Origin of the sequence: Saliphagus sp. GCM10025317 (assembly GCF_042663665.1) — an archaeon.
Classification (GTDB): Archaea; Halobacteriota; Halobacteria; order Halobacteriales; family Natrialbaceae; genus Natronosalvus.
This window is the reverse complement of the sequence record NZ_JBHTAQ010000007.1, coordinates 450,512-470,124: the sequence shown is the minus strand read 5'-3', so window position 1 is coordinate 470,124 and position 19,613 is coordinate 450,512. Positions and strand designations below refer to the sequence as shown.

Here is a 19,613-nt window from a genome sequence, read left to right as displayed (position 1 = left end):
TGGACGCGGAGAATCGTGTTTCTATCGCTGTGTTCGGCTCTCGCCGATCATGGCGATGGGCGAATCGAGCGAACTCGAGCGCTCGAGCGTCCGTCCTTTCGAATTCGCGAGTACGTCGAGATCAGTACAGCGCCGTTCAGCTCCCGTCGCCGGTCTCGATCGGTGCGTTGACGAGGTTGCCCCACTCGGTCCAGGAGCCGTCGTAGTTGACGGTGTCCTCGTAGCCCAGCAGTTCGTGCAGCGCGAACCAGGCGACCGAGGAGCGCTCGCCGATACGGCAGTAGGCGACGGTCGTCTCGTCGCCGTCGATGCCCTCCTCGCCGTACAGTTCCTCGAGTTCGTCGCGGCTCTTGAACGTGCCGTCGTCGTCGGTCACGGCCGCCCAGGAGATGTTCTTCGCGCCGGGGACGTGGCCGCCGCGCTGGGCGGTCTCCTGCAGTCCCGGGGGCGCGAGGACCTCGCCGGAGAACTCCTCGGGCGAGCGGACGTCGACGAGCGGGAGACCCTTGTCGATGGCGTTCTCGACGTCGTCGCGGTAGGCGCGGATGGACTCGCGCGGGCCGGACGCATCGTACTCGACGGCGGAGAACTCGGGGACCTCGTCGGTCGTCGGGTAGTCGTTCTCGAGCCAGTACTCGCGGCCGCCGTCGAGCAGGCGGACGTCGTCGTGGCCGTAGTACTTGAACTGCCAGTAGGTGTAGGCAGCGAACCAGTTGGCGTTGTCGCCGTACAGGACGACTGTCGAGTCGTCGCTGACGCCGTGACTGCCCAGCAGGTCCTCGAAGTCCTCCTTCGAGAGGATGTCGCGGGTCGTCTGGTCCTGGAGCTGGGTCTCCCAGTTGAACCCGATGGCGCCGGGGGCGTGGCTCTCGTCGTAGGCCTCGGTGTCAACGTCGACCTCGAGCAGCCGGTACTCGGGATCGTCGCTCTCGAACTGGTCGAGTCGGTCGGCCACCCAGTCGGCGGTGACCAGAACGTCGTTGGCGTAAGTGTCGTCTGCCATGGCCGGTACTATGGAGACGGCACAGAAAGCGACTGGCGAATCGGCCAATACGGTCGTCGCTCGACCATACTGGCCAATCTTGCCGCCACTTCGAAGCGCCTCGGGACCGCGACCGGCGTTCTCGAGGCGTTTCCGACCGATCGAGTTCGGGGTTCGGAAATTGTTGCCGCTACCTCGGTCAGACGGGGACACCTGCCGTGACCGGTGCTCTCTGGAGCCTCGACGACGAATCCTCGTCGATGAGCGAGACCATCGTCGCCTCGGTCGACTGGCTCGAAGCCCACCAGGAGGACCCGTCGGTCCGCCTCCTCGACGTGCGCGACGCCTGGGAGTTCGACGGCATCGGTCACCTGCCGGGGGCGCTAAACGTCCCGTTCGACGCGTTTCGCGACCGCGAGAGCGACGACCCGGGGACGCTTCCGGGGCACTCGGTCGTCGAATCCCTCCTGGGTTCGGCTGGTGTCGAGCCCGCGGACACCGTCGTGGTCTACGACGACACCTACGGCGTCTTCGCCGCCCGGGTGCTCGTCACCCTCCAGCTCTACGGTCACGACGACGTCCGCCTGCTCGAGACAGATTACAGCGGCTGGGCCCGCAAGCACGAGACGTCCCAGGAGACCGAGACGGTCACCGAGACGACCTACAAAGCGCGACCGCTCGACCTCGAGACGAGCCCCCTGGTCGACGCCGAGACCATCGAGGCCGTGCTCGAGGACCCCGACTCGGACGACCATGTCCTGGTCGACACGCGCGAGCGCGAGGAGTTCGAAACGGGGCACCTGCCCGGCGCCGTCCGCTTCGACTGGCGCTCGACCGTCGACGAGGACCGCCGTCGGCTCAAGTCCAGGGACGACCTCGAGGACCTGTTCGCCGACCACGGAATCACGCCCGACAGGCGGGTGATCCTCTACTGCAACACGGCACGCCGGATCAGCCACACGTACGTCGTCCTCCGCTGGCTCGGGTTCGAGCGCGTCGGCTTCTACGAGGGAAGCCTGACCGAGTGGGAGGCTCGAGACGGCGTGATCGAGCGGGGCGCAAGCGGGTGAGCGCACGTTCATGAGCACGTGAGTGCACGACGCGAAACCGGACCGTGCGGAGACGTCCCGCACGGACAAAGGGCTTAACCGGCCCGACGAAGTACACTCGAGGCATGCAGCACGTGAAGATTCCGCAGGACCGGATCGGCGTTCTCATCGGCGAGGGTGGCGAGACGATGCGTCGGATCGAGTCCGAAGCCGAGGTCCGTCTCGACATCGACTCCGAGAACGGATCGGTCGCTGTCGAGACCGTCGGCGACCCCGTCCGCGGCCTCAAGGGGCCCGAAATCGTCCGGGCCATCGGCCGCGGGTTCGCCCCCGACGACGCGCTCCGCCTGCTCGCCGACGACATGATGCTCTTCGATCTGGTCGACATCGACGCCGCCGCCCGCAACAAGAACGACCTCCAGCGACAGAAAGGCCGACTCATCGGCGAGGGCGGGCGCACTCGCGAACTCATGGAGGAACTCTCGGGCGCCTCGGTCGTCATCTATGGGTCGACGCTCGGCATCATCGGCACTCCCCCGGAGGTCGACGCCGCCCGGACTGCGGCCGAGATGTTGCTCGACGGCGCCCCCCACGGCGCAGTCTACTCGTTCCTCGAGGACCGGCACAACGAGATGAAACACCAGGGAATGCAGTACCACCGCTTCCCCGGGAGCGAGTCCTGAGCGCCGTCTCCGTGTCGTCTGCAGAACAACCCTCTTTATTCGCTCGAGCCCGCACTCACTCGAACCGCAGGAACCGCCGGTCGTATTCGGGATCGTCCCGTCGTGGGTGAATCAGCACGAACGAACGCGGCGGAAGGTCGATCAAATGCTGGGGGAGCGACACCAGTTCCTCGTGCCAGCCGACGTCCCCCCGCCTGGCCGAGACGACGGTCACGAGGTCGTTCCGCCCCGATTCCTCGGCGAGTGTCCGGCGGAGCGCCTCCCAGGACTCCACGGCCTCGAACGTCCCCGACAGGTCGGGTTCCACGAGGTCGAACAGCCGCTCGTACTGCCGTGCGCGACCGCCGACCGCGAGGACGGTCGGCGAGATCCCGAGATCGCTCGCGAGCTTCTTGGCGTGGTAGACGCTCTCGAAGAACCCTTCGTGGTGGTCGATTCCCTGGGGAAGGACGACGAACAGTTCCTCCGTCGTGTTGATCGGCGTATCCAGCCGAGCGACGTGGACCGGGAGCTCCGTCCCCTGCAAGACGCGGTCGATCACGTTCCCGAACATCCACCGGCTGAGCGACCGAGAAGCGGCCGGCGACCACCCGATCAAAACGAGATCGGCCCGTGTCTCGATCGCCCCGTTGACGATACCTGAAGCGGGGTTGTGGTTCACGCGCACCTCCGTGTCGACCGGAATTTCGGCGCCGCTACCGACCCTGGCCAGCTCGTCGAGATCTGCCTGTACGTCGTCGACGGCGTCGTCGGGGTCCCCCTCACCGGGCGAGACCACCGTGAGGAGGTGGATCGGATCCGCCGCCGTGGACTCCCGGAGTAAGAACCCGAACTCGAGCAACTGTCGCTGTCGCTCCCCAGCGTGGGTAACCGGAAGCAGAATTCGCGAGGCGATGTCGACCTCGTCCTCGGGTTCGACGTCGCCCGCGAGCGCGAGCTGGTTCCCCGCTCGCTTGGTCACCCACGGGCTCAGGACGGCCGTCACCAGCAACATCAATACCACGGCGTTGAGGATCGCTGCGTCGAACAACCCCGCGTCGTAGCCGATGAGCGTGATGGCGAGCGCCGCCGCGGCCTGTCCGATCGAGAGTCCGAAGATCACGCCTCGCTCCTCCGGGGTGTAGCCCTGTACCCGGCTGACGAGCCACGCGGCGACCCATTTCAGCGCCACCATGACTCCGATAATGACCGCCGCGACGAACAGCGTCCGCGTTCCCGAGAAGAGGACCGAGAAGTCGACGAACATCCCGACGTGTAACAGGAAAAACGGGATGAAAAGCGCGTTCCCGACGAACTCGATTCGTCGCATCAGCGTCCCTGCTTCCGGTACGAGCCGGTTGAGCGCCAGGCCGCCGACGAACGCGCCGAGGATCGCCGCAACCTCGAGCAGTTCGGCGATACTCGCCGCCGCGAAGAAGACGAGGGCGACGAAGAGGAACTCGAAGTAACTCTCCTCGCTGAAGTTCTGGAAGAACCATCGCGCAATCGGGGGGACGACGAGCCAGATGCCGCCGATCAGGACCACGAGCGTGAGAACCTTCGAGAGCGCGACGAGAAGGCTCAGCCCACCTTGTTCGACGGCCGCCCTGACGAGCGCGAGAACGAGAAGTGCGAGCGTATCGGTGAAGAGAATACCGCCGAAAACGGCGGTGACGGCCCGGTTTTTGGTAATCCCGTACTGGTTAACGACCGGATAGGCGAGCAGCGTGTGCGAGGCGAACACCGCAGCCAGGAGCAATCCCGCTAGTACGTCCAGTCCCAGCACGACGATCACGAGCGCCGAGCCGGCGATAAATGGGAGTCCGAAGCTCACAACCCCGAATAGCGCTGCGCTCCGGGGATCCTCGAGAAACCGGCGAAGGTCGAGTTCGAGTCCGACGGTAAACAGCAAGTAGATGAGTCCGACGTTCCCGAGGAGCACGATCGCGTCGCTGTGGGCGACGAGATTCGTCCCGCCCGGCCCGAGGATCGCACCCGCCAGAACGATGCCGACGATGCCCGGCTGACCGAGCCGTCGCATCACCAGCGGACCGAACAGAAACGTCGCCAGCGCGACGGTGAAGACCATTACGGGCTCCTCGAGCGGCCAATCTGGAACCGTGACAACTCCGGGATGGCCGGAAGAGAGGGGAACGAGCATCGGAAAACTGACTACCAATTTCTGAGCGAAGCGAGTCGGTTCACGTTTCCAACGGCTTTCGGCCCCGCTTTCGTCCAAACGGAATTAACAGTGTCGTTTCGTCTCGATGGCGACCCGATCCTGCTCTATACGTACCGTTCTTCCGTGACCATCTATTTGTGCGTGTCGTTCGTGAGGCTACTCGATGATCGATTCACGGGCGCGGGCTTCCGTCCGTTCGCAGGTGCTCCTCGTCGCCGTCTGCGTTCTCCTCGCCGGCTGTACCGGCCTGACCGGCGGTGACTCCGTTGACAGGGAGGTCTACGGCGTCGACGAACCGGTACAGCCCGCGGAGGGACCCGACGTCGCCGGACTCGACGAGGACAACGTCACCGACTGGATCGCGCTCTGGTCCGGTCACGTCGACCGTCTCGAGGGGACATCGTACGAAGCGACCGCCGTGGTGGAGTACGCCGACTCGAACGGGACGGTGCTCGAGGCCAGACGATCGGAGGCGGTCGTCACGAGCAACGGCCCCGAACGAATCACCGTCGAGGTCACCGAACGGGACGAAGACGCGAACGAGACGACGACGCGAACGATCGAGCAGTGGACCGGCGGTAACGAGACCGCATACCGCCTGACCGAGGGCAACCGAACGACGGTTCACTCGGGAGCCCAGGTTTCGGACCCGGCCACCAGACTGCTGGTCGAACCGGGGCCCTGTTCGACGCCGTCGAGACGGTGACGCCGACGAGGTCCGATCGAGGGATGCGATACGTCCTGACTGGGAGTGCCAACGTGTTTCCCTACCGGAACGCCGAGTTCGCCATCGTCGTTACCGACGACGGGTACATCGAACAGCTGGTCCTGCGAGGCAACGGAACGCGACGAGGTGAACCAGTCGAGATCACGATTCGGGTGACCGTCGACCGCGTCGGTGAGGTAATCGATCTCGAGCGACCGGACTGGGTGCCCGCGGACGGCAGGGAGGAGTGAGCGGCCCATTGGCCAGTCGCCACATCACCCCATCCAGACGCACGGCAACAGGCCACATATATACTCGCCAGCGACGTCACACACAAACGCAAGACTCGAGCGCTGTGTGTCGATTTGACAAACTCAATAGCGAAGCTTTTATATAGAATAGCAAACAATCCATCCATGACTATGTCACAGCAGCAAATGGGCAACCAGCCCCTCATCGTCCTCTCCGACGACAGCCAGCGGACGTCCGGCAAGGACGCACAGTCGATGAACATCACGGCCGGGAAAGCCGTCGCCCAGGCGGTACGCACGACACTCGGCCCGAAGGGGATGGACAAGATGCTCGTCGACTCGACGGGCAACGTCGTCGTCACGAACGACGGCGTCACGCTCCTCACGGAGATGGAGATCGATCACCCCGCCGCCAACATGATCGTCGAAGTCTCCGAGACCCAGGAGGAAGAAGTCGGCGACGGCACCACCTCCGCCGTCGTCGTCGCCGGTGAACTGCTCAAGCGCGCCGAGGACCTCCTCGAGCAGGACATCCACGCCACGACCCTCGCCCAGGGGTACCGCCAGGCCGCCGAGAAAGCCGGCGACGCACTCGAGGAGATCGCCATCGACGTCGACGAAGACGACGAGGAGATCCTCGAGCAGATCGCCGCGACGGCGATGACCGGCAAGGGCGCCGAGAACGCGAAGGACCTCCTCTCGGAACTCGTCGTCCGCGCGGTCCAGACCGTCGCCGACGAGGACGGCGTCGACACGGACAACGTCAAAGTCGAGAAGGTCGTCGGCGGCTCCGTCGAGAACTCCGAACTCGTCGAGGGCGTCATCATCGACAAAGAGCGCGTCAGCGACAGCATGCCCTACTTCGCCGAGGACGCCAACGTCGCCCTCATCGACGGCGCCCTCGAGATTAAAGAGACCGAGATCGACGCCGAAGTCAACGTCACCGACCCCGACCAGCTGCAGCAGTTCCTCGAGCAGGAAGAGGCCCAGCTCAAGGAGATGGTCGACCAGCTCGTCGACGTCGGCGCCGACGTCGTTTTCGTCGACGGCGGCATCGACGACATGGCCCAGCACTACCTCGCCGAGGAGGGCATCATCGCACTCCGCCGGGTCAAGTCCAGCGACATGAACCGCCTGGCCCGCTCGACCGGCGCTCGAGCCGTCAACAGTGTCGACGACCTCACCGAGGACCACCTCGGCTTCGCGGGTAGCGTCGCCCAGAAGGACGTCGCCGGCGACCAGCGCCTCTTCGTCGAGGACGTCGAGGACGCGAAGGCCGTCACCCTCATCCTCCGCGGCGGCACCGAGCACGTCATCGACGAGATCGACCGCGCCATCGAGGACTCCCTGGGCGTCGTCCGCACGACCCTCCAGGACGGCAAGGTCGTCGCCGGCGGTGGCGCCCCCGAAGTCGAACTCTCGCTGGCCCTGCGCGACTTCGCCGACTCCGTCGGTGGCCGCGAACAGCTGGCCATCGAGGCGTTCGCTGACGCGCTGGAAGTCATCCCACGCACCCTCGCCGAGAACGCCGGACTCGACCCCATCGACTCCCTCGTGGAGCTTCGCAGCGCCCACGACGGCGGCGACACGGCCGCCGGACTGGACGCCTACACGGGCGAGACGATCGACATGGCCGAGGAGGGCGTCTACGAACCCCTGCGCGTCAAGACTCAGGCCATCGAGTCGGCCACCGAGGCCGCCGTCATGCTGCTGCGCATCGACGATGTGATCGCCGCCGGCGAGCTGAAAGGCGGTAGCAGCGACGACGACGAGGACGAGATGCCACCCGGCGGCGGTATGGGTGGCGGCATGGGCGGCATGGGCGGCATGGGTGGAATGGGCGGCGCGATGTAGGCGAGGCCAACACCACCACTCCCCATCACTGCCGCTCTCGAGTACCGCCCGCGTAGTCGGCCCGTATTTTCCGATTTTCGTATCTGACAACGGTTCGTTTGGCGTCCTCGATTCGTCGAGGTCACCTCGAACCCAACTATAAAACCTATAGTTATAATCCAGGCTGCCAACTAACCCCTCGAGCGCGCAGTACCTACGCTCGCGGTGGTCGCCTCAAACCCGCTTCTCGAGCGCCGCCGCCAGCCGGTCGTAAAACCCGGGTTCGTACTTCGTCGCGGCGTCGATCGTCGGACGGGCGTTGGTTTCGTTGACAACGGCCTCCCCAGCATCCGACACCAGAAGGTCGACCCCCAGGAACGGAATCTCGAGTTCGTCGGCGACCGCGAGCGCGAGGTCCCGCAATTCGTCGGGCAGATCGACACCCGTGGCCTGCCCACCGCGGTGGACGTTGTGCTTCCACCGGCCGTCGGCGCGAGCACCCTCGGGGAGGCGTCGCTCGACCGCGCCGACGTACTCGCCCTCGAGGACCATCACGCGGTAGTCGCTCGCGCCGGGGACGTACTCCTGGACGAGGAAGGACTTGTCGCCGGTCGCCCGGTAGTCGTGGACCAGCGAGAGGTACTCACAGATACCCAGGAACGAGTCGAGGTCGTGAGCCTTCGCGACGCCGACGCCCCGGGTCGTCGAGTTCGGCTTGACGACGACGGGCGGCTCGAAACGGTCGAAGACGGCCGCCAGTTCCTCGTCGCTCACCGGGTTGGAAACGTAGACGGAGTCGGGGACCGGGAGGCCGGCGCGCTCGAGGCGAGCGAGCACCCCCGCTTTGTTCCGGGACGTGACGACGGCCTCCATGTCGTTGAGCCAGGGCACCTCGAGCAGGGCGTCGGCGACGCCGCCTTCCATCAGCCGACCGGGGTAGACGAAGCCGAGGTCGTACTCGTCGGGCGTCCATGGCGGCTCGGCCAGCGAGAGCGTGCGTTCGCGAACCGGCACGTGGTGACAGGCGATTCCCCGTTCGGCGAGAGGGTCGCACATTCGCTTGAAGGTCTCCTGCCGGTTGGCGACGGCGAGGTCGATCATACCGGTAGTGGGTGCGAGACGATAAAAGGTCCAGCGCCTCGTCGATTTCGTCAGTCACCGGGTGGTCAGTACACGTCCCGAAGGACTGCCTCGAGCTCGTCCGCGGTCGGTTCGAGTCCGGGCGGTGCGTTGCCCATGAACGAGTCCTCGAGGATCGTCTCGGCCACCGAGGGGAACTCCTCGGGTTCGGGCCCGTCGACGTCGCGCAACCGCGAGGGAAGGGCAAGCGCCTCGCGGACATCCTCGACCGCCTCGACGACCGCGTCCGCCGGCTCGCCATCGCGGTCGGGGGCGAGCGCGTCGGCCAGCAGGTCGCGCCGGGCGTCGACGCGGTCGAACAGGTACCGGAGCACCCGCGGGGCGACGATAGCGTGGGCGGCGCCCTGCTGGACCTCGTAGGTGCGGGTCAGCCCGTGGCCGAACGCGTGGATAATCGAGAGCGTCGTCTCCCCGGGCCTCGAGACGCCGTACTGGACGAGTGCGATGCCCTCGACGACCGGCTTCAGAAGGTTCTCGTCGACGGGCTGCTCGCCGAGGTCCACCAGTCCGTCACGGAGCAATCGCAGGCCGCGCATCGCCGTCGCGTCGGTGATCGGGGTCGCGTTGCGGGCGTACAGCGTCTCGAGGCCCTTGTCGAAGCCGTTCATCGCGGACGCAGCGAGAATCGACTTTGGCGTCGTCGCGAACAACGCCGGGTCGTACGCGACCGCCCGCGGCATCAGTCGCCGGTCGGAGACGCCGCCGCTCGCCGGTTCGTCGACCAACCCCGACTCGGGCGAGGCGGTAACGCCAGCCACGTTCGACTGCTCGGCGCCGGCGAGCGTCGTCGGCACCGCGACGATTGGCGGCAGCGAGCCGTCGGGGACCGAGATCGAACCGGTTTCGGCGAGTTCTCGGCCGGCCTCGGCGGGGTCGCGGTCGTCCGCGGCGAGCACGCTGATCACCGTCGCCACGTCGAGACTGCTGCCACCGCCCAGGCCGACGAGGACGTCCGCGTCGCACGCGCGCATCGCCTCGAGGCCGTCGACAGCCGTCGACAGACGCTTGCTCGCGGTCGTCTCCGCGAAGACGCCAGCCAGACGCTCTCCCAGCCCCCGCTCGACGGGGTCGATCACCTCAGGTGTACTGCCGACTGTTGACCCGCAGACGACCAGCGCGCGGTCGAACCCCTGCTCGGCGAGCTCGTCCGACAGGGTGTCGACAGAGCCCGTGCCGAACCGCAGTACCCCCGGCTCGTACTCGAACCGAAACTGGTCGTCGCGCGCCACGTCAGTTCGCCCCCGTCCCGGACCCAATCGCCTCGGGATCGAACTCGGGAAGCTGTTCCTCGATCCGGTCGCGTTCGCCTTCTAGCCACTCCGGGAGCATCAGTCCCGAGCCAAGCTCGTCGACGTCCTCGTCGACGGTGAATCCGGGTTCCGTCGTCGCCATCTCGAAGAGGACGCCGCCGGGTTCGCGGGAGTAGATCGAGCGGAAGTATTTGCGATCGATAATCTCGGTCGCATTCAGTCCGTGGTCGGCGAACGCCTCCCGCCAGCGCTCCTGTTCCTCGAGGTCGGCCGCCTCGAACGCGACGTGGTGGACGGTCCCGACGCCCATCTGCCCGCGCCCCACGTCGGTCTCGACGAGATCGACGACCGATCCGGGACCGCCGCCCGCTGCGAGGTAGCGCCGGCGCCCGTCCGCCTCGGCCTCGAGTTCGAATCCGAGGACGTCCGTGAGGACCGATGCGGTCGGCCCGAACGCCGAGACGGCGAGCGTGACGCTGTGGAACCCTCGTGCCTGATACTCCGCCGGAACGGGGCTCTCCGGCCACGGCTGCGCGTCGGCTTCGAGCGCCTGTTCCGAGGCGACGAACTCGAGGCCGATCCTGTCCGGGTCGTCGAACCCCAGAACTGGCTCGCCGAAACGCTCGTTCTGATCGACCTCGACGCCCGCCGACTCGAGGCGGTCGATCCAGAACTCGACCGAGTCGGGGGGAATCAGGTAGGCGGTCTCCCGGGTCTGCCCCGCGCCGAGCTGGCCCCGTCGGCCACTGTCGGTCCAGGGGAAGAACGTGACGTTCGTCCCAGGCGTCCCCTCGCCGTCGCCGAAGTAGAAGTGATACGTGCCCGTGTCGTCGTGGTTGACCGTCCGCTTGACGAACCGCAGCCCCAGCGTCTCGACGTAGAATTCGGCGTTTCGTTGCGGATCGCCCGCGATGGCGGTCACGTGGTGAATTCCCGGCGTGGTTGGTGACATCGTACGTCCTGGTAGGGGCTGGAGGTACGTATGATTGTTCGGACGCCAGCGTTATCGGGTGACGGGGCGGTTAGTACCGGACATCGGCGTCGCCGAATCGTTATTGGGGCAGCCCGAGAAGGGTTCACATGACCTGCCCGTACCTGGAGTACCACGACGAGGCCGACGGTCGACGGTTCGACCAGCCGCGGGCGTACTGCACCGCCGCCGAGCGGTTCGTCCAGCCGATGCGCGCCGACATCTGCAACGACCGGTACGCCCTCGAGCACGAGGCTCACTGCGAGATCTACCGCGAGCACGCCAAGGTGCCGGAGCCGTGAGCTACGCGGACTACCTCGCCGGCGAGCCGCTGATCGTCACCGCGGCGCTGACCGGCGGCGTCCACGGCAAGGAAGCGAACCCGAACCTCCCGGAGACGCCTGAGGAGATCGGTCGCGCCGCCGCGGCCGCCGAAGAGGCGGGGGCCGCCGTGGTCCACCTCCACGCCCGGAAACCGAACGGCGAGCGCTCGTTTTCCACCGAGCGGTTCCAGGCCATCGACGACGCGGTGCGAGCGCACGCCGACGACGTCGTCATCCAGCACTCGACGGGCGGGACCGGCGCGCCCGCTACGGATCGCCACCTGCCGCTTCGCACGGACCCACCGCCGGAGATGGCGTCGCTCGACATGGGGCCGCTCAACCGGTACGACCACCTGACGAGCGAGAACACCCGCGGCATGGTCGACGCCCTCCACGAAGAGATGCACGACCGCGGGATCAAACCGGAACTCGAGGTGTTCAACGACGGCCACCTGAACGAGGTCCACGGCCTGCTCGAGCGCCGCGACCTGACCGACCCGGTGTACGCCACGCTCATCTTCGGCGGCGGCACGCTCACGCGTCCCCGGCCGCGAAACCTGCTGAACGCCGTCGACAACCTCCCCGACGGGACGCTGTTCAACACGCTCGGGTTCGGCCGCCACCAGTTGCCGCTCACGACGATGGGGATTCTCCTCGGCGGGCACGTCCGGGTCGGTCTCGAGGACAACGTCTACTACCGCCAGGGCGAACTCGCGACGAGCAACGCCCAGCTGGTCGAGCGGGTCGTTCGCATCGCTGGGGAACTCGAGCGGGCGGTTGCGACGCCGGCGCAGGCACGGGAGATTCTCGGGTTGTAGACGCCTCGAGTGTTGGTCCGCTGGCCTCGGGTGAGGAGTGATCGCTCGGTAGAGAGTGGAGCATCAATAGCCGTCGTTGTCCTGGAGGTCCGGGAGTTCCACCGTCCACTCCCGGAACCGGGTTTCCAGGGGGAACACGTCCGTGGCGACGAGCGGGAGGTGGAGTCCGACCGCAACGATCAGCAGTCCTAGGTTCGCCAACATCGAGTCATACGAGACGACGCCGATTTCGAACGAGGTTTCGAAGATCGGCCAGAACGGTTCGATTGGTTCGGCCCAGTCCGATGCGAGGGCGTCCGCCAACAGGTGGCCGAGTCCGCCCAGTGTGAGCCCGCCGACCACGAACACATACATCGTTTCCCGGCTCACATCCTCTCCCTCGGACGTCTGCCACCACCGACGGAGCAGCGGACTGAGCACAGCAGTGAGGAGGAACCCGACGACGATGGCGAACCCGACCACGAACACCACGGTGTGGGTCACGCCGTGGTGTTTCACTGGGAGGCCGAGTGATTGTAACGTGAGGTCAATGTCTGGCAGGCGCGACGTCACCAGGACGAACGCGATAAATGCGACGCTCGTCCGTCCATCCCAGAGAATCCACGCGGGCAGTGCGAAGAGCAATCCGACAGCAACGTGTCCCAATGGTTGTACCATCTGGTATTTCTAGCGTCTACTGAGGGGAGGTACCGAGAGAATTGGTACTCTCGACTCTTCATTCTCTCGGTCACTGTCGCGGAATGCTCGATCCATTCGCGTAGAAAGTCATAGTGGGAAATAATAAGTGATAACGTTGCCACTGCCATTGCGACGGGATAGCGCGCTGCTACACGAATCCTCTATATTCAGCAGGCCGTTTGTATCGGCCGCTGTGAAGTTCGAGGAGGCGACTGATTCAAAACGGCCCGCCACCGGAGTCACCTGAAGAGATTATCCCGCTCGAGCATCGAGGACCGATATGCAGTGGTGCGACCAGTCAACAGGATTATCCGGAGGCGATAGTGTGAGCGCCCGGAACCGAAGCCAGGAGGGGCACGTGGCGTGACTGAAGACCCCCTCTCGGCCGGACACCTCTCACCGCTCGCCACGCTCGTCGACGAGGTGCTCGCGGGCGTCGGCTACGAGATGGCGGCCGCCATCGACGCCATCGACGACGCTATCCCCGGCTACGGTGGTCTATTCGACCCCGAAACCACTTCGGCCGAGTTGCGTCGCGCGCTCGAGAGCCTGCTGGCGTCAGGACTCACCCGTCCACCCGTCCCCGAACCGACGAGCGACACGTTCGTCCTCTACGTCGACGGCAGTTCACGCGGCAACCCCGGCCCTGCAGGGGCGGGCGCCGTCATCGTGGACGCTGCGGGGGACCAACTCGCCCGTCTTGGCCGACCCGTTGGCTCCCGAACGGGGAACAACACCGCCGAGTACGTCGCCCTCCAGCTCGGGCTCGCCGAACTGGTGGCTCGCTACGAGCCACGCAGGCTTGACGTGCACATCGACTCGATGACGGTCATCCGAGACGTCTGGGGCGACGAGGACCCGACGGAACCGGGCGTCGAGACGTATAGCGAGGCCGTCACGGCGGCACTGTCGAGCATCCCGGAGCACCAGTACACACACCTGGCCGACAGCGACCCGAACCCCGCCGACGCACTGGCGACAGTGGGAGCTGATATCGCGGCCTTCGGACCTGGATAGCAGTTGATTCTCTCAGACAGAAAGGGTGACAAACAGGTCACGATGCCCCCTGTAGATTCGTCGTGTTCGTTCACCGTGGCGTCCATTGAACGTTGTACGATCCGAAAGCCGACGCACACGAGAAAGCGACCGCTCGAGCACCCGAACCCGCCAAAAATCGAGGAACCGATCAGGAGATCAGCTTCTCTTCGCCGCGCTCGACGACGATCCGGCACGGGGGCGTGATCTTGTTGTACGCCCGGCGGAACGCGTCCTTCGCGAAATCGGCGTCCTCGACGTCACACCAGACGGTGAACAGGCGCTCGCCGCGCTGGATGCGGGCGGCGGTGCCGACGATCTTCCCGAACGACTGGCGCATCCCGTCGGAGACACGGTCGGCGCCCGCACCCGTCGCCTGCTTGTTCTCGCGCAGGACCTGGTGGGGGAACTTCCGGAGGATCATCTTGTACTGGAACTCGCCGGCGTTCTTGATCATGTGTCGGTTCGCCGAAAGGCGGGCGGCCTCGAGGCTCCCGTGGCGGATCTGGCACTCCTCGTCGACGACGAGGCTGATCTGGACGGGGTAGTCTTCTGGCTCGGCGCTGGTGTCGCCCATCTTGTGCTGGGCGATTTTCGAACCGGGGATCCCGGTGATGTACTCGCGTCGCGTGTAGGCCGGCTTATCGATTTGCCGGTACATCGAGGCAGGTTTGTCGGACATGGTTACTTGGTGGGAACGAGGCCCACCGCGGGAATAAAGGCTTCGAACCGTTCCTGCGGTACCGTCGGGTGTAACGGGCCGGGATTCGGTCCAGGACGCTCACAATCGTTCCGTCGATTCGGCTCCGAAATGCGCGTCAGTTCGACCGAAATACGCCCCACCGACTGCCGATCGACGGCGCGTTTAAGGGGACTGCCCCGTTAGTCACTGTCATGACGAGTTTCCGGATCGGGTCGCTGTTCGGCATTCCCATCAAACTCGACGTGACCTTTCTCCTGGTGCTCCCCTTCTTCGCGTACCTGATCGGGGTCCAGATCGAGCCAGTCGCCGACCTCCTGAACGAGGTGATGGGCGCGGGCATCTCGAGCGAGGCCATCACCACCGGGACGACGCCGTGGATACTCGGCCTCGTGGCCGCGATTGGGCTCTTCGTCGGCGTCGTGCTCCACGAACTCGGCCACTCGCTGACGGCCCAGCGCTTTGGCTTTCCGATCGAGTCGATCACCCTCTGGCTGCTCGGCGGCCTCGCGGCGCTCTCGGAGATGCCCGAGGACTGGCGCCAGGAACTCGCGATCGCGATCGCCGGGCCGATCGTCTCCGTCCTCGTCGGGTTCGCCTCCTACGGCCTCTTTACCGTGACACCGACGTCGCTCGACGGCGTACGCTTCGTGCTCGGTTACCTGGCCGTCCTGAACGTCGGCCTGGCGATCTTCAACATGGTCCCCGCGTTCCCGATGGACGGGGGACGGGTGCTCCGGGCGCTGCTGGCGCGCAACCAGCCCTACGCCAGGGCGACCCAGCAGGCCGCGAGCGTCGGTAAACTGTTCGCCGTGCTCATGGCCCTCTTCGGCGTGCTGACCTTTCGGGTCCTGCTCATCGCCGTCGCCTTCTTCGTCTACATCGCCGCCTCCGGCGAGTCCCGGCAGGTGACGATGAAGGCCGCCTTCGAGGGCGTCACCGTCTCGGATATCATGACGCCAGCGACGGACCTCCACACCGTAGCTCCCGAGACCAGCGTCGCCGACCTCATCCGCCGCATGTTCAGCGAACGCCACACCGGCTACCCCGTCCTGGAGGACGGCTACCTCGTCGGTCTCGTCACCCTCTCTGACGCCCGGGACGTCAAGCCCGTCGAGCGCGACGCGTTCACCGTCTCGGATGTGATGAGCACCGAGTTAAAGACCATCGAACCGAACGCCGACGCGATGACGGCCCTCGAGCGGATGCAACAGGACGACATCGGTCGGCTCCTGGTCGTCGACGCCGGGGGCGAGGGCGATCTCGTCGGCCTGATTACGCGAACGGACCTGATGACCGCGCTGAACATCATCCGCGAGAGCGGGGCGTTGAACCCGTCGGCCGAGGTCAGTACGGCCGACTGACGGCTCGCGGGTTAGAAGACCACGAACCATGTGGCTGAGCGATATCAGGCTCCCTTCTCGAGACACGCCACGTAGTGTGCCTCGCGCTCGAGCGTCTCCACGAGCGTCCAGGGCGTCCCGATCGTGGCCTCCCGTAACCGGTCGGGTGAACACAGCAGGAAGTGCAGCGTCGGGCCGACCAGTTGCGAGTCGTCGCCCACCGGACGGTACTCGAAGTGAAAACACCGGTGGGCGACCCCGTCGCGGGGGTCGGACCGGTATCCCAGGAACGACTCGTCGAGCCCTCGCGGATCGTAGTTATCGACCACCGCGAGCGCGCGGTCGTCGGTCACTCGTGCGAATTCCTCGAGAAGCGCCGAAATCCCCTCGAGGGAGCCGCCCAGTCCGAGCTGGGTCCCCACGCACTGAAGTGACCGAAATTGTCCGTATTCGAACGGGAGGTCAAACATGTCCCCGACCAGCACGTCGTCGGCACCGCGCGCTCGAGCGGTCGCGACGGCCCATCGGTCGACGTCGATTCCCGTCGTCACGCACCTCCGATCCTCAAACCAGCGGACGTGCTGGCCCGACCCGCACCCCACGTCGAGCACCGGGTCGCCATGGGTGGCGAGTCGCTCGAGCCGTTCGATCGTCTGATCGGCCCATTTGGATCGCGGCTGGAAGTAGAATCCCTCGACGTTGCCGTCCCGAGTACGGGTCCCGTCGCGATAGTGGAGGGTTCCGTCGACCCCGCGATGGTAATCGTACATCGCCCGACCGAGCGGATCGTTCGCTCGCTGTGGGTCGATCGCCATGCTCGAGGCGACGAGTCGGATGGTGATAAAATCACGATGATATGTGGCCCCAAGTAACGTGTGACACGTCACCAACCAACACGTATTTGCCGCCGCCGACCGAACCGCTCACCGCCATCTGCCGAACCGCTCACCTCCGCCTCGAGTTCGTTCGAACGGGGCACCGTTCGTGAACCCACTCTCGTCCTCCGTCCGTCATCGATATACGCTCGCCGCTCGAACCGTCGAGCATGCGAGTCGAGTTCGACGAAGAGACGTGCATCGGAATGTACCAGTGCGTCGCCGAGTGGAGTGCCTTCGAGAAGGACAAGTCGGCGGGAAAGGCCGTCCTGCTGGAGTCCGAAGAGGTCGAAGACGGCATCTTCGCCCGCGACGTACCCGAGGACGCTGAACTCGACGCGAAGTTCGCCGCTCGGACCTGCCCCGTCGACGCGATCACGATCTACGACGACGACGGCGAGCAACTGATCCCCTGACGACGCCGTCGCTCGAGCGCTCATCGTCGGCCAAGAAATCGTCGTGGTGTGCGACTTACTCGTCGAGGTGCTCGATGCCCTTCTTCGAGACGTTCGCCTCGGTGATATCGCTCGGCATCCAGTCCGGCTTGTCGTCCGGCGCCTCTTCCTCCCAGGCCCAGCCGTCGTAGATGTGGACCTTCTCCGTCCCTTTCTCGCGGAGTCGGAGTTCGACGCGGTCGGCGCTATCCTCGCTGCTTCCGGGATCGAGTCGTCGAGCGGCCTTCAACGCGGCCTGTCGGGGCGTGTTGCCCGAGAAGACGCTCGATTCGTCGCCGCCGTTTTCGCGCAGTGCAAAGTTTCGCTTACCGTCTTCACGTACCATGGTTTTCGACCTCCGTGTCAACCCAGCACACGGTTTACTATAAAGATATCCCCGAAAACCGACCGACGGCGCCGGTATCTTTAAGTGGATAGCGAACACCACCTCTCGGCAAGACTCGTAGACGACGCCGTGGTAAGCGAACTGACTGATTCTCTCTCCCGTGTGAACGCGAGACAGTGGTTGTGGCGTAGAAAACACTTAAGTATATCCTACGGCGAAGTTCGTGCTAGAAACCCGCGATGGTACGGAAAAAGAAGCTGAGTCCAAGCGGTGCGAAAGACGACGACGGCAACTATCACAACGTTCACCTGAACCTCCACGAAGACGAACTCGCGGTCGCGGGCATGGATATCGGCGACGAGGTTTTCGTCCGTGTCAGGGACGGCAAGATCATCATCCAGAAAGCCGACGAGGACGACGTCGAACACGAATTCTAACGCACACTGCCGGCCGGTTTCGACTCACCCTCGAGCGCGTCGCTCGTCGTCGAGTATGCGGTCGATAACATCCCGGCGGTTGTCATCGCAGGGTGGTGGTTATATTCTACTCGTTGGTGTACTCCCGGAGAGAGTGGGCTATCGAACGGGTACGCCAACGTCGCGTCGGCTCCTCGGTACCGGGGGCTCGGCTGTGACCGCGGTCCCGTTCCCCGCCCGCATCGTCTGAATCGAACCGACCGAACCCGGCTGTGACCGACGGCGGTGCCAGGTATCAGGTGCCTGGTGACAGATCCCACAGGGTACCACGCGACTCCCCACCAACCACATCGTGACACACACACGTTCGTCGACCCTCTCCGGGTACGCAATCGACTGGTTTCGCGAACACGACCGGGAGTCGTTTCTGGACCTCTACGCGACCGTCTTCGACCGCCAGCGAACCGCCGAGTGGTTTCGATGGAAGTACGAGGCCAATCCCTACGTCGATCACGTTCCCATCGCCGTCGCGAGACGACAACCTTCGGGGACCGTCGTCGGCTGTCGAGCCTACTTTCCGCTCGAGGTCAGCGTCGATGACGAGACGCACCTCGCGTTCCAGCCCTGCGATACGATGGTCCACCCCGACCACCGCCGCCGCGGGCTGTTCACGGCGATGAACCGCTGGGGCCTCGAGCGATACGACGACGACGGCCCGGCCTTCTTCTTCAACTTCCCGAACGCGCAGGCGAAACCGGGTAACGAACGACTCGGCTGGCGCCCGGTCGGACCCGTGCCGATGTACTACCGGGTCCAGAATCCCGTGGCCGTCCTCGCTCGATGGCTCCGGGCGGTCGATTCGACTGTCGACTCCCGCGTGCCGATTACCGCCGGTTCAACCGGTTCAACCGGTTCAGCCGACACAAACGTCGACTCCGAACCGACCGATCGATCGACCACGGGCGAATCAACGGGGCCGACAGACGCGTTCGCCCGCGGCCTCACCAGCGCCGTGACGACGGGCCACCGGCTGGGTGATCGACTGCTCGCACGGCGATCACTGCGCGACGCGGACGTCGACGTGAACGTCGAACGGTACGATCTGGCACCAGTTGGAACGCTCGAGACGCTCGCGCGCCGGTCACGACTGGACGGCTTCCGCGTCCACCGGTCGTCGACGTTCTACCGGTGGCGACTGGATAATCCCCTCCACGAGTACGTGACCGTTCTCGCGAGGCGAGCGGACACCGGACTCCCGATCGCCGCGATGATCGTCTCGCCACAGGACGACCACGTCCGACTGGTCGACGCCCTCCCGCGCGGCGTCGACGCGAACGACCCCGCCGTACCGGCGCTCGAGCACCTGCTCCTCGCGGTGCTCGAGGCGTACCGGGAGAAGCCGTTTCTCACGGCGTTCGGCGACGTCCTTCCCGATCCGCTCCACTACCGGTTCCTTCCCGACACCCGGGTGCCCCTGGAGCCGATCCTCCGGCCGACCACGCGAACGCTGTACGCCCGGGGGCTCGACGACGAAGTGAGTCGGCGACTCGCCTCAAGCACGGTCGACGACTGGCACCTGTCGCGACTGGACCTGGACACGACCTGAGCCGGGTTCTACAG

At 65.5% G+C, this 19,613-nt stretch carries 21 protein-coding genes; 12 read left to right on the top strand and 9 right to left on the bottom strand.

Translation table 11 applies throughout. The features are described 5' to 3' along the window. Positions 1-136: 136 nt before the first annotated feature. Positions 137-1,003 (bottom strand): sulfurtransferase, encoded by an 867-nt coding sequence (locus ACFQS4_RS16860; RefSeq protein ID WP_500194635.1) that lies wholly within the window; start codon positions 1,001-1,003, stop codon positions 137-139. A gap of 239 nt (positions 1,004-1,242) precedes the next feature. On the opposite strand from ACFQS4_RS16860, the gene ACFQS4_RS16855 reads away from it, so the two are divergent. Both ACFQS4_RS16855 and ACFQS4_RS16850 read left to right on the top strand, forming a co-directional pair. After that, on the top strand, positions 1,243-2,052 hold the full coding sequence (locus ACFQS4_RS16855) for a sulfurtransferase (protein ID WP_500196642.1): 810 nt from the start codon (positions 1,243-1,245) through the stop codon (positions 2,050-2,052). Between the two features lie 104 nt (positions 2,053-2,156). Beyond that, entirely contained in the window at positions 2,157-2,714 is a 558-nt protein-coding gene (locus tag ACFQS4_RS16850) for a KH domain-containing protein (protein WP_500194633.1), read from the top strand. Between the two features lie 55 nt (positions 2,715-2,769). Here ACFQS4_RS16850 and ACFQS4_RS16845 read toward each other — a convergent pair whose 3' ends face one another. Next, positions 2,770-4,782 (bottom strand): cation:proton antiporter domain-containing protein, encoded by a 2,013-nt coding sequence (locus ACFQS4_RS16845; RefSeq protein WP_500194631.1) that lies wholly within the window; start codon positions 4,780-4,782, stop codon positions 2,770-2,772. A gap of 256 nt (positions 4,783-5,038) precedes the next feature. On the opposite strand from ACFQS4_RS16845, the gene ACFQS4_RS16840 reads away from it, so the two are divergent. From ACFQS4_RS16840 to thsA, 3 genes are all read left to right on the top strand, one after another. Continuing rightward, positions 5,039-5,581, top strand: coding sequence for a hypothetical protein (locus tag ACFQS4_RS16840; protein WP_500194629.1), 543 nt, complete (start codon positions 5,039-5,041; stop codon positions 5,579-5,581). 23 nt (positions 5,582-5,604) lie between these two features. After that, entirely contained in the window at positions 5,605-5,832 is a 228-nt protein-coding gene (locus tag ACFQS4_RS16835) for a hypothetical protein (protein WP_500194627.1), read from the top strand. Between the two features lie 186 nt (positions 5,833-6,018). Beyond that, on the top strand, positions 6,019-7,686 hold the full coding sequence (gene thsA / locus ACFQS4_RS16830; RefSeq protein ID WP_500196640.1) for a thermosome subunit alpha: 1,668 nt from the start codon (positions 6,019-6,021) through the stop codon (positions 7,684-7,686). Positions 7,687-7,899: 213 nt separating this feature from the next. Here the strand turns inward: thsA and ACFQS4_RS16825 are convergent, their stop codons facing one another. The 3 genes from ACFQS4_RS16825 to ACFQS4_RS16815 form a co-directional block, all read right to left on the bottom strand. After that, complete coding sequence (locus ACFQS4_RS16825; protein WP_500194625.1) at positions 7,900-8,766, bottom strand: ATP-grasp domain-containing protein; 867 nt, start codon at positions 8,764-8,766, stop codon at positions 7,900-7,902. 65 nt (positions 8,767-8,831) lie between these two features. After that, positions 8,832-10,034 (bottom strand): iron-containing alcohol dehydrogenase family protein, encoded by a 1,203-nt coding sequence (locus ACFQS4_RS16820; protein WP_500194622.1) that lies wholly within the window; start codon positions 10,032-10,034, stop codon positions 8,832-8,834. 1 nt (position 10,035) lies between these two features. Then, complete coding sequence (locus ACFQS4_RS16815; RefSeq protein ID WP_500194620.1) at positions 10,036-11,007, bottom strand: ring-cleaving dioxygenase; 972 nt, start codon at positions 11,005-11,007, stop codon at positions 10,036-10,038. 128 nt (positions 11,008-11,135) lie between these two features. Here ACFQS4_RS16815 and ACFQS4_RS16810 point away from each other — a divergent pair, with 128 nt between their 5' ends. Together ACFQS4_RS16810 and ACFQS4_RS16805 are read left to right on the top strand one after the other, a co-directional pair. Then, positions 11,136-11,327 (top strand): hypothetical protein, encoded by a 192-nt coding sequence (locus ACFQS4_RS16810; RefSeq protein ID WP_500194619.1) that lies wholly within the window; start codon positions 11,136-11,138, stop codon positions 11,325-11,327. After that, positions 11,324-12,166 (top strand): beta-keto acid cleavage family enzyme, encoded by an 843-nt coding sequence (locus ACFQS4_RS16805; RefSeq protein WP_500194617.1) that lies wholly within the window; start codon positions 11,324-11,326, stop codon positions 12,164-12,166. The genes ACFQS4_RS16810 and ACFQS4_RS16805 overlap by 4 nt, the downstream gene beginning before the upstream one ends. Positions 12,167-12,229: 63 nt before the next feature. Here ACFQS4_RS16805 and ACFQS4_RS16800 read toward each other — a convergent pair whose 3' ends face one another. Then, positions 12,230-12,811 (bottom strand): metal-dependent hydrolase, encoded by a 582-nt coding sequence (locus ACFQS4_RS16800; RefSeq protein ID WP_500194615.1) that lies wholly within the window; start codon positions 12,809-12,811, stop codon positions 12,230-12,232. 396 nt (positions 12,812-13,207) lie between these two features. Here ACFQS4_RS16800 and ACFQS4_RS16795 point away from each other — a divergent pair, with 396 nt between their 5' ends. Then, the gene (locus tag ACFQS4_RS16795; protein WP_500194613.1) at positions 13,208-13,861 is read left to right on the top strand and encodes a ribonuclease HI family protein; all 654 of its coding nucleotides are present in this window, start codon (positions 13,208-13,210) and stop codon (positions 13,859-13,861) included. Between the two features lie 169 nt (positions 13,862-14,030). Here ACFQS4_RS16795 and ACFQS4_RS16790 read toward each other — a convergent pair whose 3' ends face one another. Then, the gene (locus tag ACFQS4_RS16790) at positions 14,031-14,561 is read right to left on the bottom strand and encodes a 50S ribosomal protein L16 (protein WP_254158449.1); all 531 of its coding nucleotides are present in this window, start codon (positions 14,559-14,561) and stop codon (positions 14,031-14,033) included. Positions 14,562-14,773: 212 nt separating this feature from the next. Here ACFQS4_RS16790 and ACFQS4_RS16785 point away from each other — a divergent pair, with 212 nt between their 5' ends. Then, entirely contained in the window at positions 14,774-15,943 is a 1,170-nt protein-coding gene (locus ACFQS4_RS16785; protein ID WP_500194610.1) for a CBS domain-containing protein, read from the top strand. A gap of 44 nt (positions 15,944-15,987) precedes the next feature. On the opposite strand, the gene ACFQS4_RS16780 is transcribed toward ACFQS4_RS16785, so the two are convergent. Then, positions 15,988-16,737, bottom strand: a complete 750-nt coding sequence (locus ACFQS4_RS16780; protein ID WP_500194607.1) for a class I SAM-dependent methyltransferase — start codon at positions 16,735-16,737, stop codon at positions 15,988-15,990. A gap of 230 nt (positions 16,738-16,967) precedes the next feature. Here ACFQS4_RS16780 and ACFQS4_RS16775 point away from each other — a divergent pair, with 230 nt between their 5' ends. Then, on the top strand, positions 16,968-17,213 hold the full coding sequence (locus ACFQS4_RS16775) for a ferredoxin (protein WP_254158452.1): 246 nt from the start codon (positions 16,968-16,970) through the stop codon (positions 17,211-17,213). A 55-nt stretch (positions 17,214-17,268) separates the two neighbouring features. Here the strand turns inward: ACFQS4_RS16775 and ACFQS4_RS16770 are convergent, their stop codons facing one another. After that, on the bottom strand, positions 17,269-17,577 hold the full coding sequence (locus ACFQS4_RS16770; protein WP_253430680.1) for a non-histone chromosomal MC1 family protein: 309 nt from the start codon (positions 17,575-17,577) through the stop codon (positions 17,269-17,271). A gap of 239 nt (positions 17,578-17,816) precedes the next feature. On the opposite strand from ACFQS4_RS16770, the gene ACFQS4_RS16765 reads away from it, so the two are divergent. Together ACFQS4_RS16765 and ACFQS4_RS16760 are read left to right on the top strand one after the other, a co-directional pair. After that, on the top strand, positions 17,817-18,014 hold the full coding sequence (locus ACFQS4_RS16765; RefSeq protein ID WP_008013187.1) for a hypothetical protein: 198 nt from the start codon (positions 17,817-17,819) through the stop codon (positions 18,012-18,014). A 331-nt stretch (positions 18,015-18,345) separates the two neighbouring features. Continuing rightward, on the top strand, positions 18,346-19,599 hold the full coding sequence (locus tag ACFQS4_RS16760) for a GNAT family N-acetyltransferase (RefSeq protein WP_500194601.1): 1,254 nt from the start codon (positions 18,346-18,348) through the stop codon (positions 19,597-19,599). Positions 19,600-19,613 lie beyond the last annotated feature (14 nt).

Coding starts and splice junctions, on each gene's coding strand:
- ACFQS4_RS16860 (WP_500194635.1), bottom strand. CDS start 1,003: ATGGCAGACGACACTTACGCCAACGACGTTCTGGTCACCGCCGACTGG.
- ACFQS4_RS16855 (WP_500196642.1), top strand. CDS start 1,243: ATGAGCGAGACCATCGTCGCCTCGGTCGACTGGCTCGAAGCCCACCAG.
- ACFQS4_RS16850 (WP_500194633.1), top strand. CDS start 2,157: ATGCAGCACGTGAAGATTCCGCAGGACCGGATCGGCGTTCTCATCGGC.
- ACFQS4_RS16845 (WP_500194631.1), bottom strand. CDS start 4,782: ATGGTCTTCACCGTCGCGCTGGCGACGTTTCTGTTCGGTCCGCTGGTG.
- ACFQS4_RS16840 (WP_500194629.1), top strand. CDS start 5,039: ATGATCGATTCACGGGCGCGGGCTTCCGTCCGTTCGCAGGTGCTCCTC.
- ACFQS4_RS16835 (WP_500194627.1), top strand. CDS start 5,605: ATGCGATACGTCCTGACTGGGAGTGCCAACGTGTTTCCCTACCGGAAC.
- thsA (WP_500196640.1), top strand. CDS start 6,019: ATGGGCAACCAGCCCCTCATCGTCCTCTCCGACGACAGCCAGCGGACG.
- ACFQS4_RS16825 (WP_500194625.1), bottom strand. CDS start 8,766: ATGATCGACCTCGCCGTCGCCAACCGGCAGGAGACCTTCAAGCGAATG.
- ACFQS4_RS16815 (WP_500194620.1), bottom strand. CDS start 11,007: ATGTCACCAACCACGCCGGGAATTCACCACGTGACCGCCATCGCGGGC.
- ACFQS4_RS16810 (WP_500194619.1), top strand. CDS start 11,136: ATGACCTGCCCGTACCTGGAGTACCACGACGAGGCCGACGGTCGACGG.
- ACFQS4_RS16790 (WP_254158449.1), bottom strand. CDS start 14,561: ATGTCCGACAAACCTGCCTCGATGTACCGGCAAATCGATAAGCCGGCC.
- ACFQS4_RS16785 (WP_500194610.1), top strand. CDS start 14,774: ATGACGAGTTTCCGGATCGGGTCGCTGTTCGGCATTCCCATCAAACTC.
- ACFQS4_RS16780 (WP_500194607.1), bottom strand. CDS start 16,737: ATGGCGATCGACCCACAGCGAGCGAACGATCCGCTCGGTCGGGCGATG.
- ACFQS4_RS16775 (WP_254158452.1), top strand. CDS start 16,968: ATGCGAGTCGAGTTCGACGAAGAGACGTGCATCGGAATGTACCAGTGC.
- ACFQS4_RS16770 (WP_253430680.1), bottom strand. CDS start 17,577: ATGGTACGTGAAGACGGTAAGCGAAACTTTGCACTGCGCGAAAACGGC.
- ACFQS4_RS16765 (WP_008013187.1), top strand. CDS start 17,817: ATGGTACGGAAAAAGAAGCTGAGTCCAAGCGGTGCGAAAGACGACGAC.